Source organism: Zhongshania marina (assembly GCF_002915595.1).
Classification (GTDB): Bacteria; Pseudomonadota; Gammaproteobacteria; order Pseudomonadales; family Spongiibacteraceae; genus Spongiibacter; species Spongiibacter marinus_B.
This window is the reverse complement of record NZ_PQGG01000013.1, coordinates 133,754-149,394: the sequence shown is the minus strand read 5'-3', so window position 1 is coordinate 149,394 and position 15,641 is coordinate 133,754. Positions and strand designations below refer to the sequence as shown.

Here is a 15,641-nt window from a genome sequence, read left to right as displayed (position 1 = left end):
GGGTCGGTGTGATACTTGCCTAGCCGACAGATGCTAAATCAAGTTTCCGGAAGTTTTCTTTAATCATACTGCAGACCGCTTTTAACTTTATCGTCCGCCGCCTGATTTCCAACGTCCGACAAAACCTATAAGCCGCCCTCAACGTCACATCTCAATGATTAAACTGCACCGGCTCTTTGCGTTTATGACTAATCACCACCGTGCCCGCGAGTTTGTCATGCCAGCCCTGCTTGCGCCGGTCTAGCCCCACCCACACAAAGCCCAACATCATCACCATTGCCGACAGGTAATAGCATAAATACCGCACAATCCACTGGGTAACAGAAGGCTTTTCTCCGGTTTTGGCGTCAACAATTGCCAGTTTCAACATTAGCTTGCCAGGCGTCGCCGACTTGTACACCCAAAACAGCATGACCACGATGGCCGGCAGAATATAATTAACAACAATATTCCAGCCACTCGGCACCTGCAGCGTTTCAAAGGACATGGTAGACATATGCATGCCCTCACCCTCAACGCTAGACCACTGCGCGTCGCCAAGCGTAAGCGCGATAATGGGCACAAGTAGCAAACCGAACAAAAAAGTATCAATAATTGATGCCAATACCCGAATCCAAAAACCTGCGTACTCAGGTGCTTGGCCTATACCTTGCTGACTATCTTCCACGATCTTTCCTTCACTAGATAAATTGATGCGTAACAGCGGCGCTTGACCATGCTAGGGCCTGTTCACACTAATCTGATTATTACTGTTGTGGCTGGGGCCATTTTTTGCCCCCAGCGTCGTTGCCAGCCGCTTGTTTAGAGTGACTAAACGGCGCGTCTGGCGCCTAGCTGGAGGCAAAAATGACCTCCAGCAGTGACAATCGGATTAGTGTGAACAGGCCCTACGCTAAAGCCAATCTCAGCATAGTGCAAATACTCAACCAGGAATGACGACGATTTCTCCCCAGCCGACACTACGGTGTAGACTTAAGCACTTTGGCTTAAATCGCAATTAGGGAATTAGCACGCAATGGAACTCACTTCGCTGCAAGCCTACGATATTGAAAAGGCCTTAATAAAGGGTCGAACCATAGACGCCGTTAAACTTTATAGAGAAGGCACGGGCTGCGACTTACGTACCGCAAAGACAGAAATTGATAAAAGGCTAGCGGCACTCAAAACCCAAAAGCCTCATTATTTTAACGACCTTCCGCCCACCCACGCCGAGCCGGCAAAACCAAAGATCAGCAAAACCTTTTTAGTGAAGTTTCTTTTGATTGATACACTGATCTTCGGCGGCCTGATTTATTATTTTTTCCTAAGCGATAACAACTCGCCAGCACCACGCGACGCAAACCAATCAGCCCAATATGAGCAAAAAGTACCGGCAAGCAAAGGGCGACCTAAATCAGCGTCTCTACCAAACCACGTCGACACCAGCACTTACACCGCAACGCTCTCACCTGAAGACAGCTTCGATTCGCTGTATAACACCAAGCTTTCTAATACCGCTTATATTCGCAGAAAAAGCTCATCCAATAGCAGCAGCTACGACGACAGTAACATTGAAAGAAAAATCAAAACGGCGCGCAGTCAGCTGAGCTTACGACGCAGCGCGTCGAGCAATATTACGCCGCAAAAAATAGCGCTACACAAAACCTCTATTACCCTAGACGGTATTATCGAAGACAGTGAGTGGGCGGCGGCAACAAGCTTACTGGTCGACACCGAATTAAATACGCGCCTTTATTTTAAAACCGACGGCAAATGGCTATACATTGCCTGCGACGCGCCACAGGAAAAAACCCAAGGTGGCTACGATCAATTGCGGGTGTATTTTCACGCCGGACTGACCGACGATTTAATCAATGAGCGCATTCATATAGGACGAAGCAGCGGCCTTACCAGTATTCGGCAAACGACTTTCCGTTGGGCCGGTGACCCGCCCACAAGCAATGAGGAACGCTGGAAAAAATACCCCATTAGCGATTGGGGAATTTATCGCTATGCCTACGGCACATCATCGATGACTAGCGGCCACAGACAGTACGAAGCGGCCATTTTGCTAGAAGAAGCCGGCATACATGAGGGTGTGCCCTTCACGGTATATGCAGAAATTGAAACCGACCCACTTAAAAATGAGCAGGGCAAATTTATTGAACGACAGTATTTAGGAGAATGGGGAGACCGCAACAATCCAATGTGGATGGTATTTTAGTCAGCACTGATTAACTTTCTACTATGCGACTCATGCGATAGTCGTGCTTCACAAAGTTAACACCCAGCGAACATTCTGTGCGCCGCACGCCTGCCAAACCGGTAATTTTGCTGTGTAAAAATCGCGCCAGTTCAGCGTTATCTTGCACCAAGGTAATGGCAAGAATATCGAAACGACCCAGCATTTTGCCGACAAAGCCGATCTCAGGCACCTCGGCAAGTTTTTGCGCCACATCGTCACACTGCGCGCTGCGCTCCACTTCAACCCATATATAGGCAAGAGTCGGATTACGCAGACGGGCGATGTTGGTCATGGCGGTAATACGCACCTGCCCTTCGCTTTCCATGCGCTTTATTCGGCTGCGCACGGTGCCTTCGGTAATACCGAGATCCGCAGCAATTTTGCGATTACTTATGCGCGCATCTTTGGCTAAGCCGTCTAAAATATTGCGGTCTTGCTCGTCTAACTGTTTTTTTGCCACTGCGGTATTCCTTATACGCCGTGCCCAAAGGGCACCCAGTTAGACTGATTTTTAAGTACATCTAAGGCAATAGACGGTTCTAATTTTCTCACCCCCGGCACCTTTGCCAGGCGCGCCAATAAGTCAGACAAGTGCTCTTGATCGCGGGTAACCGCAAGGGTTTCTATGTCTAATGTGCCCACAACCTGACACACCGAAAACACCTCGTCGAATTTTGCCAAATCTTCCGCCACCACATCGGCGGGGCGCCCCTCAACTTGAATCCCCACCGCAAGCATCATTGTGTAACCAACGGCTTCGTAATCTGTCACCGCCACAACCCGCAGACTGTCGCCCTCTTCCAAGCGGCGAACCCGCGAACGCACCGTCGCCTCGGTTAAACCCAGTTCCTTAGCCAGCGTTTTGTAGGGCATACGACCATCGCGACGCAGATGCGCCACAATGCGATGATCAACCTCATCCATATGTTGTGACGGCGCTGGTCGCAAATGTTCACCGTCGCTGTAATCTGTCATTAGCTTCTCCAAGTGAGCTAAGTGCTGGCTGTGCCCAACTTTTCTAATGCCATTTTTTTAAGCTCCGTTTTTAAAACCTTGCCGGAGGCGTTAAGCGGCAGGGCTTCTACAAACTCGGTGTAAAACGGCACTTTGTACGCGGCGAGTTGGGCGGCACAATAGTCACGCACCGCAGCCGCATCAAGTAAGGAGTTCGGCTTGGGCACTATAAATGCCATACCCACTTCGCCCTGTGGCGCCTTAGGCACACCAATCACCGCCACCTGCGCAACACCTTCTAAACCGTAGAGGGCTTTTTCAACTTCAGCGGGATAGACGTTCTCGCCGTTCATGATGTACATGTCTTTCAAGCGATCGGTAATCTTAAGATAACCCTGCGCATCCATCACCCCAATATCACCGGTTTTTAGCCAAGCGTCTGGGGTGATGGCTTCGGCTGTCGCCTCGGGCATATCAAAATAGCCCTGCATCACGTTGTAGCCCCGCACCCACACTTCGCCTTCGCAACCGCGTTCAAGTTCTGCGCCGGTTTTTGGGTCTGCACATTTCACCTCAACACCTTCAATAGCGCGGCCAGAGGTTGAGGCAATGGTTTCAGCATCGTCGTCTGGCCGACAAATCGTCACCACACCGGTAGATTCGGTTAGGCCGTAAGCAGTCACCACCGTTTTAAAACCCAGCTTGTCCCGCATATCCCGCACTAATTGCACCGGCACCGAGGCAGCGCCGGTAACCCCTAAACGCAGGCTAGACAGATCGTATTCGTGACGGCTGTCATCGGCTAAGAGCATTTCGTAAAGTGAAGGCGCTCCGGGCAGCATCGTCACCTTGTCGCGCTGGATCGCCTCCATCACTGACTTTTTATCAAACTTGGCCATCGGCAAAATGGTCGCACCGCAGATGATTGCCGCCAACCAACCCGCCTTATAACCAAAGGAGTGAAAGAAGGGATTAATAATCAGGTAATTGTCGTCAGCGCTCAAGCCGACAGTGGCGCTCCAACTTTGAAACACGCGAATATTTTGCTCATGACTGCACAACACGCCCTTTGCTTTGCCAGTGGTGCCAGAGGTAAATAACATATCCGCACTGTCGTGAGGATTAACAGCCCGCTCAGCGGCAATGAATTTGGCATCATCAAGCTGCTCGCCAAGTTTGAGGAAAGCCTGCCAGCTCCGCGACTCATCTGCTACAGATGCGCCGGCCTGCGGCAATAAAATACAGTGATGTAAATTGTCTAAATTCTTAAGCAAGGACGGCGCCGCGCGTTCAAACTCAGCCGTTGTCAGCAACACCTTCACGCCGGCACGGCTTAAAATGTCTGCGGCTTCTTTCTCTTGTAAGCGGGTGTTTAAGGGCACCAATATTGCCCCCACAGACTGCAATCCCGCCGCTGCAATTATCCACTCAGCCATATTGGGCGCCCAAATTGCCACCCGATCACCGTGGGCCACACCTATCGCAAAAAATGCCTTCGCCGCTTGGCGACGCAGATCATTTAACTGCTGATAAGAAATGTCCTGCCCCGCTTCACGAATGGCGACCTTTTGGCCGTAGTACTGGGCGGCCCAGCCAAAAAGGCGAGGCAAGGTAAGAGGCATATCAGGAAATGAGGAAGACGGTTCCAATAACATAGCGCAGACGATCCTGTTGGGGATTTTTATCAACAGCGCCAAGTTTAGAAGCTAAGCGCCCCCACAACAAGAAAAATGCGTAATTTATTGAATCAATTATTACGCGTTACGAAACCGCAAGTCCCGAATCGTTAATACTATGCTCCCGCAGCAACATCGCCTGTTTGCGCTCAGAGCCCCAGCGATATTGGCTGAACTCGCCAGTGCCACGGATAACACGATGACAGGGAATCAAATAGGCAATGTTATTTCGCGCAATCGCCGATGCCACCGCCCGCGTTGAGGTGGGCATACCCATAGATTCCGCAAGCTGTTGATAGGAACACAACTCACCCGCAGGAATTGCCAGCAGCGCCTCCCACACCTTCATTTGAAATTCCGTACCCTTGAGCAATACCCTTAGCTTTTCAGGCTTGGTGCCAGACCGCGCGTTAAAAGCAGTTTCGTGGAAAGCCGCCGCCCGCCGGTCGTCCCGAATCAACTCCGCCGCCGCCCACTCCTGCTCAAGCTCCGCGATTAGCTCTGCCTCACCTTGCGCCTCATCATAAAACGCCAGCTTACATATTCCCCGATGATTAGCGGCAATAAAGCAATGGCCATACAGCGACGGACAGCTGCCGTAATGAATTTGTAAGCCCGCGCCCATGCTGCGGTACTCGCCGGGGGTCACTCGCTCTGCCTTGATCATCAAGTCGTGCAAACGGCCGCTGCCGCTCAAGCCGCAGGCCAGCGCGCTGTCTAATACCGAGCTGCTACGCAATAAACGCTTGGCATTTTGCTTGGTAAGAAATTGCAAAAACTGCTTAGGCGACACCCCCGCCCACTCGGTAAAAATGCGCTGCAAATGAAATTCGCTAATACCAACATGGGCCGCCAATTCTGCCAAACTCGGCTGTGTTGCCTGCCTAGCCGACAAGTAATGAATTGCGCGGGCGACCCGCTGATAGTTTGCATGCTGCTCTGCCGCTGTATTCATAAATGATCCAATGCATGTTCTTTTACTGAATTCTGCCGTTTGGCCACATTCAATGCCACCCGATTCTTGCTGCCTTGGCAGAGAGGGAGTAAGTTTTAATATTAAGACGAACTAAGCATTGTAAAGCTGTCAAACTAACATGAGCACAATACCGTATATTCTGCTTTAGCCAAGGCGCGCTAAAGGAATGCAATTTTTACTATGGAGAAGACAATGGGCCGTGCAGTGAAGTATCTCATTATCACCCTTATCAGTGTGGTTCTTATTGTCGTGCTTGCTGCTGCGTCGCTGGCCTTCTGGATTGACCCAAACATATTTAAAGACGACATCGAAAAACTGGCCGCCGAGCAGGGTCTAACACTCAAACTGGAAGGCGATCTCGCCTGGCAGGTATTCCCCAATATTCAGATCGTCATTAACGGCGCCAGCGTCGCGCCTGAGAACGAAGCCGAAATGATGCGCTTTGATAAGGCCCAATTATCAGTAGCGCTAATGCCTTTATTGAAAAAAGATATTGTTGTTCAGGGTATTGGCCTCGCTGGGGTGAAAGCCTCACTCATTGTTGACGAAAACGGTGTGGGCAACTGGACAAAAATTGGCAAGCAAGATGAAAGCAAGCCCGCCAACGAGCCAGAACAAGCTGCCGACGAAGGCGAGAAAAAAGCCCTGCAACTCGCCATTGCCAAGCTAGAACTAAGTGATGCCGACATTAGCTACACCGACAAACAAACTGGGCAGCATATTGAATTAAGCGGTCTATCACTGATCGGTGAAGATATTCAGCTCGACAATAAAGCCTTTCCCCTAACATTTGACAGTGAGGTGAGTTTTGAAGACAAAACCCAATCTGTAAATGGCAAGGTGCAGCTAAGCAGCAATATCACGGTAAATAGCGAGATTAATCATTTTGTGATCGGCGACGGTAAACTCGCGCTAAGTATTGAGCAGAAGAATGAGCTCGGCAGCGTTTCGGCAAAAGCCGAGTTAGCCGTGGATGCCGACGTTGATATCGCCGATGCATTGGTCTGGAGCCTACCAAAACTCAGCATCAACGACACCAGCCTGCGCTATGCCGCCAAAGATGGCACCATCGTAGATATCACATCTCTTAATTTTGACGGCGGCCTAACACCCGGCGGCGAAGCTAGTCCAATTAAAGTTAGCGGCGACCTAAAATACAGCACAGCAACTCAAAAGCCCCTCGACACAAATTTAAGCCTAGTTAGCACATTAAGTATCGATAAAAAACTAAACCTTATTAAGGCCAAGGACATTGCCTTAAAAACAAGTATCGGCGACGAAACCATCTCGCTAACGGGTGATGCCAATGCAACCTTAAATCCGCTGGACTACCAGGCTAAACTCAATCTAGCGCCAACTAATCTGCGCAAAATTGCCACCACCCTCGGCATTGAACTACCCGTCATGGCTGAGCCAACTGCACTCAGCAAGGTGGGCACTGCTATTTCCGTGAAAGGTAGTGACAAGCGCATTGTTGTTTCTGAACTGCGCACCACCCTCGATGCAAGCACCATAAGCGGTAACGCCAGTGTCGAGCTCGGCAAAAGCCAAGCCGTCAAACTAGCAGTGAATATCGACAAAATTAATATCGATCACTACTTACCGCCCACACCACCAAAGGACAGCAAGGCCGCCGAAAAAGAACAGGCCACAACCACCTCAGAGCAGGCCGCCAATCCCGACGCTGAAATTCCACTGCCCAGAGAATTGCTCAACAGCTTGGACCTAGACGCAAAATTGCAAATTGCCGAAATGACGGCAAACCAACTGCCCTTCAAAAACATCCTGCTGCAACTTAATGCAAAGAATGGTGTTAGCTCGGTGAGCCCACTTAGCGGCATCGTTTACGACAGCCCCTTTACCTTAGATGCTCAGCTCGACAGTCGCCCTGCAGCGGCCAAAATGCTGCTCAAAGGCAGCAGCAAACAACTGCCCATAGGCAAGGTATTAAAAGACGCGGCAGCGATTGAAGAACTGTCTGGTATTAGCGATGTAAGCTTTAATCTCAGCACTAACGGCGCAAGTGTCGCCAGCCTGAAAAAGCATCTCGACGGCAATATTGATCTAACAGCCCAGCAACTTCGCCTTAGCAATATGAATATTGAAAAAGCGTTCTGTCAGTTGGTGGCCAAATTCCAGCAAGAAACCTTCGACGTGACCAACTGGCCACTCTATAGCGACTTAAAAGACACCAGCACTAAAATAGTGATCAAAGATGGTATTGCCAAAATTGAAACCTTGAATTCCGGTGTTACCAAACTTGCGCTGAGTGGCAACGGTAAAATTAATTTAAACGAAGACACTTTTGACGTGGTCATTAACACCCGTCTAGCCCAAGCCGACCAGAATGAAATGGCCTGCAAAATCAATAATGAAAAATTACTAAACCGCGACATACCGATTCGCTGTAAAGCGGCCTTCGACAAAGTTGGCGCTACAAGCTGCCTGCCAGACTTTAGGGTTATTGAAGACATCGCCAAAGAAAAGGCTAAAGATAAAATTGATGAGAAAGCCAAAGAACTCATCGAGAAAAAATTAGGCGGTGAAAATAGCGAAGCTGCCAAACAATTATTTAATCAGTTCTTTAAGAAGTAATTAATTTCATCACTCTGCGACGGTGGGCAAATCTGCTTACCGTCGCCCCCTCCTCAAATCCCACAACATTAAATTACAACTGAAAAACATGCCCAAATTTGCTACGCTAGCGTATCAAACTACAAATTCAATATCGCAATACATTCTTATGGCAACGACATCATCGGTACAACACGAATTCTGGCATGGCGAATATATCCGCGCACTCGCCATCCACAGCCAAGGCAATACTGTTAATTTTGCTATGGAAGATCTAGCCCATGCCTTTAAAGTTCAATTTAGCCACAACGGCCAAAACATAACGGCCATAGAAGCTGAATGGGTGCGCCACCCAGTAACTAGCTGCATAGGGGCGGAGCAGCAATTGCAAAACCTAGTCGGCTGTCCCATCAGTAAAAACATTCTGACCGCCGTGCAATATCAAAGCGCCAATCTTCACTGCAGCCATATGTTTAATATGCTTAGCATTGCCATCGTACATGCGGCGCATAAGCGGGCCGACCGCCGCTATGACATTATTATTTCAGAACCGCAAAACGATCTGGTACACACACAAATTGACATTAATGGCGACACAGTAAGCGCCCCTATTTTTAATACTCAAAACGAGATCATCAGTCCCGAGCAATACCAAGGCGTAAGTTTAAACAGGGGATTCACCCGCTGGTCTATGGAAACATTGCAGGATGAAAAAATAGAATATGCCTACTTAATTCAACGAACAATGCAGGTCGCCATTTCCCAGCGCATAGAGCAGCGCCACCATTTAAACGGCCCTGCTTCACAAAGCGGCCCACCACGTAACGCCTGCTTCGCATCTCAAGGTGAAAAATACGACACCGCCATTCGCTTAAATTCCTACCGCGATATCGCCGCTGACAAATCTAAAATTTTAGATTTTATCGAAGTAAAATAATATTGAGAGGCCTTCGCTCTACGTAATCTAACTCCGCCAAATTATGAACGTAGAAAAACTGCCAGAAACAGCTTTTGTTATGCATTTAATGCGGCGATCAAGTAAATAATAAATGAGGTACCACTTACAATTGTTCGCAAGCAATGCCTTGCCCCCAACGTCGTAAGAGAACCTCTGTTGCCGGCGATTCTGGATCATTATCAGGGCTCAATAATATATCGTTCACAGGCTTTATAATAATTAAGGTAATAGGAACGACAGAAATGAGGAATAGGGCACCCGCTAACCAAAGAAAATTGGAATTTAAATACCAAGATGCAATCCCCGCTAAAAAGCCTACCAAAGCAAGCGTAATTTGCATCGGTGCGGCTCGGTTATACATGGGTGGAAAAAATCTACCCCCCACGGAAACACCGCACGCCAAAGTAGCCGGATGTTGAGCAAGTGAAATATATAGCGCAGCACTGAAAAACGTACCGGAACCAAGGATAGCCATTAACTCTAGAATCACTATTTAAACCTCAATTGGCGTACAGTTGCGTATTCTTTATGGTAATCACCACCAAGAGTCTGACGAGGCGAAGGCCTCGCGCGGGGTACTTGTTAAATGTTTTGAGGCTTTGCACCAGGAAACCATTCAACGTGTTGGTCACCACTGCGCCCCCAGTAAGTAACACGCATGCCACGTAGAAACGCAATATAACCCTGAACACCTGAATTCATAGCGCGCTTGGTGAAGTCGCGATAATGCTGACCATTTTCTTGGCTGTCGAGAATTGCAGCACGAAGCCCTTCCACATCGAACTCACTTGCAACAGCGGGTAGGCCCTCATAATTGATTGGAGTCTTCACAATCTCCCCAGTGGCACTGTAATAAGTTTTTTGCAGCGCAACATAATCGACGTGGTAATACTCAACGCCTGTTTCTAACAAGCGGCGTACTACCTCAGGAAAAGGGATACTTCCATCGAGGGTTGCACGGGCAGCTTCAGCAACAATTTTAGATTCCATACTGCTTCCTACTTTTCATGGGAGAAGTCAGCCAACGAACAGCTTTACCATAACACTCAGGCCATATATCACGTTGGCGTCTTATCAAGGATTTAAGGCTGATGGATTAATTCTAGAAGATTCAATGATATGACTAACTTGCTATTAGCGATAAGCAGTCAAATAAAAACCACTTCCCTTTTCACTACCAAGCATCCCTTTCCCTTGATCATATCCAGACTTTTATAAACTTCAATATCTTATGCAGTTTATAAAGTTATTAAACCACCTCCTCCCAGGATTTATATTTTCTGCCTTGCGCGCCGGCAACCGCAGCGCAAGTTAGTTCGCCGTTCGCGATACTTATGCCCGCCGCCAAACCTGTATTGTTCAAACATATTTGTTTTACATTTTGGGCGGCGAGTAAGTGCACATAGGGCAAGGTAGATTGACTTAAGGCTTGGCTAGCCGTTCTAGCAACGGCACTCGGGATATTCGCTACGCAGTAGTGAACAATACCTTCCAGCACAAATGTGGGCTCAAGGTGTGTTGTCGGTTTGGTGGTCTCAAAACATCCACCTTGATCCACCGCCACATCGACCAAGACCGAGCCGGGCGCTAAGGCTGATAAGTGCTCTTTGCGCAGTAATTTAGGTGCGGCTGCGCCGGGTACTAGCGCCGCGCCAATTACCATATCGGTGTCGCTCAACAATGCCAGAAGGTCTAGACCTGTGGCATCACACACTGTAAAACGCGCCGAGTTAAATTGTTTACGCAGCGCGGTGCGTCGCTGGTCGAAGGGTTCGATCAGTGTCACTTTTGCGCCCATGCCCAGCGCCACATCGGCAGCGTTGCTACCGACGACACCGCCGCCAAATATCAATACCTGACCAGGTTCCAAACCGGACACGCTGCCCAATAACACCCCGGAGCCGCCCTGCGCTTTTTCCAAGCAATGCGCCCCCGCCTGAACACTTAAGCGCCCGGCAATTTCACTCATGGGTTTTAATAGCGGAAGCCGGCCCTGTTCATCTGTGATGGTCTCATAAGCCACACACAGCGCGCCGCTGGCGATAAGGCCATCTGTTAATGTTGGGGTAGGTGCAAGGTGTAAATAACAGAATAGGCGGTGCCGAGGCTGCAACATAGATACTTCACGAGGCTGCGGCTCTTTAACTTTTACAATTAATTCTGCGTCTTGATACAGGGCCGCAGCCGATGGTGATATTTGAGCACCAGCGGCAAGGTATTCGTCGTCGCTATAACCTGAGCCAAGGCCAGCCTCGCGCTCAATGAACACCTTGTGCCCCGCTGACACCAAATCTGCAACCGCAGCGGGGATTAAACCCACTCGATATTCCTGCGCCTTTATTTCTTTGGGAATGCCAATCTGCATACAAACTCCCCCGCAGGTTTTAAATACAGTTTATGCGCTAAGCCAGTAACTCCCACTGGCCGTCTTGCTGACGGGCGCGCATTTCCTTCTCTAATTTAAGCAGATGCGCCGAAAGTGACAACTTGGCAATGGGATGAATTGAGACATCAACATCCTGATATGCCACTACCACCAGCTCGTCGAGGTCGCCTTTTTTAATTTGCTGCAAGGCGGCATAAATTTTGTCCTCTCTAGATTGCCGGTGAGCGATTAAATGCTCCACCTCCTGCCTTGGTGTGTCTATTAAGGTGCCGTGGCCCGGCGCGAGGTATTGCAAAGGGTAGTCGAGCAATAAGCGCAGTGACGCAACATAATCTGCCATGTCCCCAGCCGGTGGAATAATCACCACCGTCGAGCCCTGCATAATATGGTCGCCGGTAAATAGCGTACCGGTGGCTTCGTGTAAAAAGCAGTAGTGGTTGCCAACGTGACCAGGGGTATAAATAGCCCTGAGTACGCTGCCATCAACATCAAAGCAATCGTCATGAGCAAGCGAACCAGTAGGCGCAAAACTGGTGTCTTGGTAGCCATCATCAAGGATTTCTGCGCCGAATACGTCAACCGGATAACGCGCCTGCAAGGCCGCCGCGCCGGGCGAATGGTCGGGATGAGTGTGAGTGGTCACTATACGCTCTAGCTCGCCACCTAGCTGCGCAATACCCGCCTCAATGGCGGCGATATGTTCCGGCATATCAGGGCCTGGGTCGAGCACAGTGATGCGCTTATTGCCTAGCAAATAGGTATTGGTGCCTGGCCCCGTCATAACACTTGGGTTCGGCGCCACAATGCGATGCACACCCGGCAACAGCGTTTCTAATACACCCGCTTCCAACATAAATACTCATCTCTTCTCAACTATCCCAGCAGAGTAAAAGCGCGCCCCCCCAGAAGCAAGCGGCAAGACAAAACCCATTTCTTGCGGTAGTTCGCAAAAACGGGGACAAAATCCCACTATTACTCAAATATGGTATATTGTGACAACGAAACAACATTAACCCAAGGTTTAAGGATAAGCCTATACGCGGATATCGCGATGAAAACGCTTTTCCATCACATATTTCACGCTGAGCTGCCCGACATTGGCGAGCGCTATCGGAAAATTGTGAGCGCCTTTGTCGTCCTATTCATCATTGGCTATAGCGTCGGCTTTTTACAACTGCTGCATTTGGGCGCCTACCTCGGCCCCGGTCTTGGCGACACCGTTAGTTTTGATCCCTTAATTAATAGCCTCGCGGAGCTTAAACGCAGCAAGCCCGCAATGTGGTATGGCCTCATCTGCCTGCTCAGTTTCACCATTTTATTTAGATTCACCGCCATGCTGGGGGGCTACTTCTTGTTTGAACGCGAAGAAGGCCAAGCCTACCCAATTAAATGGATTCTGGTCTTCTTTCTCGCAAATCTGCTAAGCACGCTGGCTATCCCAGTTATATTGATTGGCCTAGGCACACTCTTTGTGCTCGCGGGTTTGGATTTTGGTATCGGCTGGCACTGGGTTGAATACAATGCGCAGCTCGCCAATAAACTGGTTTTAGAGCACGTACCGACCTTGGTTGACGCGCCTGCACCCTTGGCTGTTTTTGTCATTGCCGTTATCGGCGGCTTTTTCCATTACTGGTTTCATCGCCTAGGCCACACGCAACGCTTTTTATGGCTGCTGTTTCACCGCCCCCACCACATGACCCCAGCGCTAATACAGTCAACGACAATGGCGGTCTTTACCGCGCTGCCCCTATTTATATTTTTAATATTGCCTTACAACTTAGTGTTTGGCGCCTGCACCAAATTGTTTAGCAGTGAACCGCTGTACACCGAAGTTATTATTTATAACTGCCTTATTTTGATTCCGGAAATATTCGGCCATCAAACCGCCTTGTACCGCATTGCCTCGCGCAGTCGCCTGATAAGAATATTGAGTTTTGTATCTGGCGGCGGCATTTACCACTATATGCACCACTCATCTGAACCCGAGCACTGCGGCCGCAGTGGCGCGGTCAACCTGGTTAACATAGGCGGCGGCCCGCTATTTATTTGGGATATTATTTTTGGCACCTACTGCCCCCTGAGCGCTAAAACACCCCGTGCCGGCTTGAGCGGTCAACCGGAGCTGTACATGAACCCATTGAGACTGACGTTAGCAGGTGTGATGCAAATTGGCGCAGAGCTATTACACAACCCTAGCTGGCGGGAAAAATGGCGCATCGTCGTCGGCTCATCGTCTTACACTCCGCCGATTAGCACTGATTTTGCGGTAAAAACGTCTGCGAGCAAAACGAAGCAAGCCACCCCTTCGGCACCAATCTATAACTTTGCTTTTCACTCAGAGACGGACACGACAAGTAAAGTCATCACTGCGAATTCAGTACAAGAATAAAACGCATTTGATACCTCTAAAGTAAAAAGCGCTCTTAAAACTACTAACACACGATCACTAGGTTTAAGCTATACGCTCCGTAATAAGCTGTAACCAACATGCCTCAAACCACCCCTTCACCCTTTCGCCGCGGACATTGCCCTAGCGCCGGCACACCGATGGAAAGCGGCGACGGCCTATTAAGCAGAGTCAATTTACTCGGTGGTCGCCTTGATGTTAATCAACTGATTGACCTTGCTGACTGGGCTGAGGAGTCGGGCGCACCGACGCTGGAAATAACCAGTCGCGGCAAGCTGCAAGTGCGCGGGCTTTCTGCACAAAGCGAAACCTTGTTTACCCGCGAGCTCGTCGCCACTGGCCTTGCTAGAGAAACAGCAGCAGCGGAAGCCGCTAGACATGTTATCTGTTCGGTTGCCGCTGACTTCGACCCCAAGGCGCTACATGATCCCTATGCCATAGCTCAACAGCTCGACACTCAGCTAAGTACCACCCCAGCGCTATGGCAATTACCGAATAAGTTTTTAATTTGTATAGATGGTGGCGGCGGAGATTTAGCCGATAAAAACGCCGATATTCGCGTGGACGCGATTAGCTCTGCAAAGGGCATAGCGTATCGCATTGCCTTGGCAGGAAGCCGTCAATCTGCAGTGCTATTGGGCTATTGCCAAGTTCAGAGCTGCATTGATGTCATAATTTTTTTGGTCACAACATTTCTTAGCATTAATGAGCAACGCAAAGATAAAGCGACTCGGATAAAACAACTACTGAACGACGATACCTTCGCTTTATTCAAGACGAGTGTGAGCGATTTACTAATCAACGTTAAGCCCATAAACACCGAGCGCACTAGTGCCAAACTACTCGGCCAACAAGCTGGCTGGTTTGGCTTTGCGCCGCCATTCGGAGTTATGAGTAGTGATACCGCACGAGGTTTAGCCCGACTCGCGACGGCTCACGGGCACCATAAATTCAGAGTGAGCCCAGAGAAAGTGTTACTCATACCCGGTGGCCACAGCGACTTATCAGCGCCCTTAGAAACGCTGGGCATGATTGTCACTAACGGCGATCCTCGATTATCTTTAGTCGCCTGCCCCGGCGCACCCGCATGCTTATCTGGCAGCACAGCAACGCGCTCTCTCGCCCTAACACTGGCAGAACACATTCCCGATCTATTTGACGGCGAGCTACGCACTCATTTTTCCGGCTGCCCAAAAGGCTGCGCAAATCCGCAAGCTAGTCCGATAACAATAGTGGCTCAACAGGGCAATTTTGATGTGATTGTGAATGACCGCGCCACGCCGCTAAATGAAAACAAACGAGTCGCGCAAAATCTGTCTACAGAAGAGTTAGCAATGCGCCTCTCAACACTATCAAACACTTTAAAACAAGCTCGCCGCGATGACGAGTCACTCAGTGAGTGCATTGCCAGACTCGACATAGAGCAACTTAAAATCGAATTAAACACTTAAGGAGCCTCTGTACAACCGGTTGATACCTCAGGCTT

Annotated in this window: 14 protein-coding genes; 5 read left to right on the top strand and 9 right to left on the bottom strand. The window is 49.4% G+C overall.

What is annotated here, in order from left to right; genetic code table 11:
* Positions 1-151: 151 nt before the first annotated feature.
* Positions 152-667 carry an RDD family protein gene (locus tag C0068_RS06570; RefSeq protein ID WP_233208759.1) on the bottom strand — a complete coding sequence of 172 codons (516 nt, stop codon included), beginning with the start codon at positions 665-667 and terminating at the stop codon, positions 152-154.
* Between the two features lie 348 nt (positions 668-1,015).
* Here C0068_RS06570 and C0068_RS06565 point away from each other — a divergent pair, with 348 nt between their 5' ends.
* Positions 1,016-2,203: a hypothetical protein gene (locus C0068_RS06565; RefSeq protein ID WP_103683685.1), complete on the top strand. Its 1,188-nt coding sequence runs from the start codon at positions 1,016-1,018 to the stop codon at positions 2,201-2,203.
* 10 nt (positions 2,204-2,213) lie between these two features.
* Here C0068_RS06565 and C0068_RS06560 read toward each other — a convergent pair whose 3' ends face one another.
* From C0068_RS06560 to C0068_RS06545, 4 genes are all read right to left on the bottom strand, one after another.
* Positions 2,214-2,684 carry an Lrp/AsnC family transcriptional regulator gene (locus C0068_RS06560; RefSeq protein WP_103683684.1) on the bottom strand — a complete coding sequence of 157 codons (471 nt, stop codon included), beginning with the start codon at positions 2,682-2,684 and terminating at the stop codon, positions 2,214-2,216.
* An 11-nt stretch (positions 2,685-2,695) separates the two neighbouring features.
* Positions 2,696-3,199 (bottom strand): Lrp/AsnC family transcriptional regulator, encoded by a 504-nt coding sequence (locus C0068_RS06555; RefSeq protein ID WP_103683683.1) that lies wholly within the window; start codon positions 3,197-3,199, stop codon positions 2,696-2,698.
* A gap of 17 nt (positions 3,200-3,216) precedes the next feature.
* Positions 3,217-4,833, bottom strand: a complete 1,617-nt coding sequence (locus C0068_RS06550) for an AMP-binding protein (RefSeq protein ID WP_103683682.1) — start codon at positions 4,831-4,833, stop codon at positions 3,217-3,219.
* A 106-nt stretch (positions 4,834-4,939) separates the two neighbouring features.
* On the bottom strand, positions 4,940-5,809 hold the full coding sequence (locus tag C0068_RS06545) for a bifunctional transcriptional activator/DNA repair enzyme AdaA (protein ID WP_103683681.1): 870 nt from the start codon (positions 5,807-5,809) through the stop codon (positions 4,940-4,942).
* A gap of 213 nt (positions 5,810-6,022) precedes the next feature.
* On the opposite strand from C0068_RS06545, the gene C0068_RS06540 reads away from it, so the two are divergent.
* Both C0068_RS06540 and C0068_RS06535 read left to right on the top strand, forming a co-directional pair.
* Positions 6,023-8,425, top strand: a complete 2,403-nt coding sequence (locus C0068_RS06540; protein ID WP_158249933.1) for an AsmA family protein — start codon at positions 6,023-6,025, stop codon at positions 8,423-8,425.
* 148 nt (positions 8,426-8,573) lie between these two features.
* Positions 8,574-9,341, top strand: coding sequence for a DUF2889 domain-containing protein (locus tag C0068_RS06535; protein WP_158249932.1), 768 nt, complete (start codon positions 8,574-8,576; stop codon positions 9,339-9,341).
* Between the two features lie 124 nt (positions 9,342-9,465).
* Here C0068_RS06535 and C0068_RS06530 read toward each other — a convergent pair whose 3' ends face one another.
* From C0068_RS06530 to C0068_RS06515, 4 genes are all read right to left on the bottom strand, one after another.
* A complete protein-coding gene (locus C0068_RS06530) occupies positions 9,466-9,852 on the bottom strand; it encodes an anthrone oxygenase family protein (RefSeq protein ID WP_103683678.1) in 387 nt (128 codons plus the stop codon).
* Between the two features lie 92 nt (positions 9,853-9,944).
* On the bottom strand, positions 9,945-10,352 hold the full coding sequence (locus tag C0068_RS06525) for a DUF1398 domain-containing protein (RefSeq protein ID WP_103683677.1): 408 nt from the start codon (positions 10,350-10,352) through the stop codon (positions 9,945-9,947).
* A gap of 259 nt (positions 10,353-10,611) precedes the next feature.
* The gene (ald, locus tag C0068_RS06520) at positions 10,612-11,727 is read right to left on the bottom strand and encodes an alanine dehydrogenase (protein WP_103683676.1); all 1,116 of its coding nucleotides are present in this window, start codon (positions 11,725-11,727) and stop codon (positions 10,612-10,614) included.
* 37 nt (positions 11,728-11,764) lie between these two features.
* Positions 11,765-12,601, bottom strand: coding sequence for an MBL fold metallo-hydrolase (locus C0068_RS06515; RefSeq protein WP_199176125.1), 837 nt, complete (start codon positions 12,599-12,601; stop codon positions 11,765-11,767).
* A 198-nt stretch (positions 12,602-12,799) separates the two neighbouring features.
* Between C0068_RS06515 and C0068_RS06510 the strand changes: the two genes are divergently transcribed.
* Positions 12,800-14,137 (top strand): sterol desaturase family protein, encoded by a 1,338-nt coding sequence (locus C0068_RS06510; protein ID WP_158249931.1) that lies wholly within the window; start codon positions 12,800-12,802, stop codon positions 14,135-14,137.
* Positions 14,138-14,235: 98 nt separating this feature from the next.
* Positions 14,236-15,606: a precorrin-3B synthase gene (gene cobG / locus C0068_RS06505; protein ID WP_103683674.1), complete on the top strand. Its 1,371-nt coding sequence runs from the start codon at positions 14,236-14,238 to the stop codon at positions 15,604-15,606.
* The last annotated feature ends 35 nt before the right edge of the window (positions 15,607-15,641 follow it).

Excerpts from the sequence above, each read along its gene's own strand:
- C0068_RS06565 (WP_103683685.1), top strand. The coding sequence starts at position 1,016 with ATGGAACTCACTTCGCTGCAAGCCTACGATATTGAAAAGGCCTTAATA.
- C0068_RS06555 (WP_103683683.1), bottom strand. The coding sequence starts at position 3,199 with ATGACAGATTACAGCGACGGTGAACATTTGCGACCAGCGCCGTCACAA.
- C0068_RS06550 (WP_103683682.1), bottom strand. The coding sequence starts at position 4,833 with ATGTTATTGGAACCGTCTTCCTCATTTCCTGATATGCCTCTTACCTTG.
- C0068_RS06545 (WP_103683681.1), bottom strand. The coding sequence starts at position 5,809 with ATGAATACAGCGGCAGAGCAGCATGCAAACTATCAGCGGGTCGCCCGC.
- C0068_RS06540 (WP_158249933.1), top strand. The coding sequence starts at position 6,023 with ATGGGCCGTGCAGTGAAGTATCTCATTATCACCCTTATCAGTGTGGTT.
- C0068_RS06535 (WP_158249932.1), top strand. The coding sequence starts at position 8,574 with ATGGCAACGACATCATCGGTACAACACGAATTCTGGCATGGCGAATAT.
- C0068_RS06525 (WP_103683677.1), bottom strand. The coding sequence starts at position 10,352 with ATGGAATCTAAAATTGTTGCTGAAGCTGCCCGTGCAACCCTCGATGGA.
- ald (WP_103683676.1), bottom strand. The coding sequence starts at position 11,727 with ATGCAGATTGGCATTCCCAAAGAAATAAAGGCGCAGGAATATCGAGTG.
- C0068_RS06515 (WP_199176125.1), bottom strand. The coding sequence starts at position 12,601 with ATGTTGGAAGCGGGTGTATTAGAAACGCTGTTGCCGGGTGTGCATCGC.
- C0068_RS06510 (WP_158249931.1), top strand. The coding sequence starts at position 12,800 with ATGAAAACGCTTTTCCATCACATATTTCACGCTGAGCTGCCCGACATT.
- cobG (WP_103683674.1), top strand. The coding sequence starts at position 14,236 with ATGCCTCAAACCACCCCTTCACCCTTTCGCCGCGGACATTGCCCTAGC.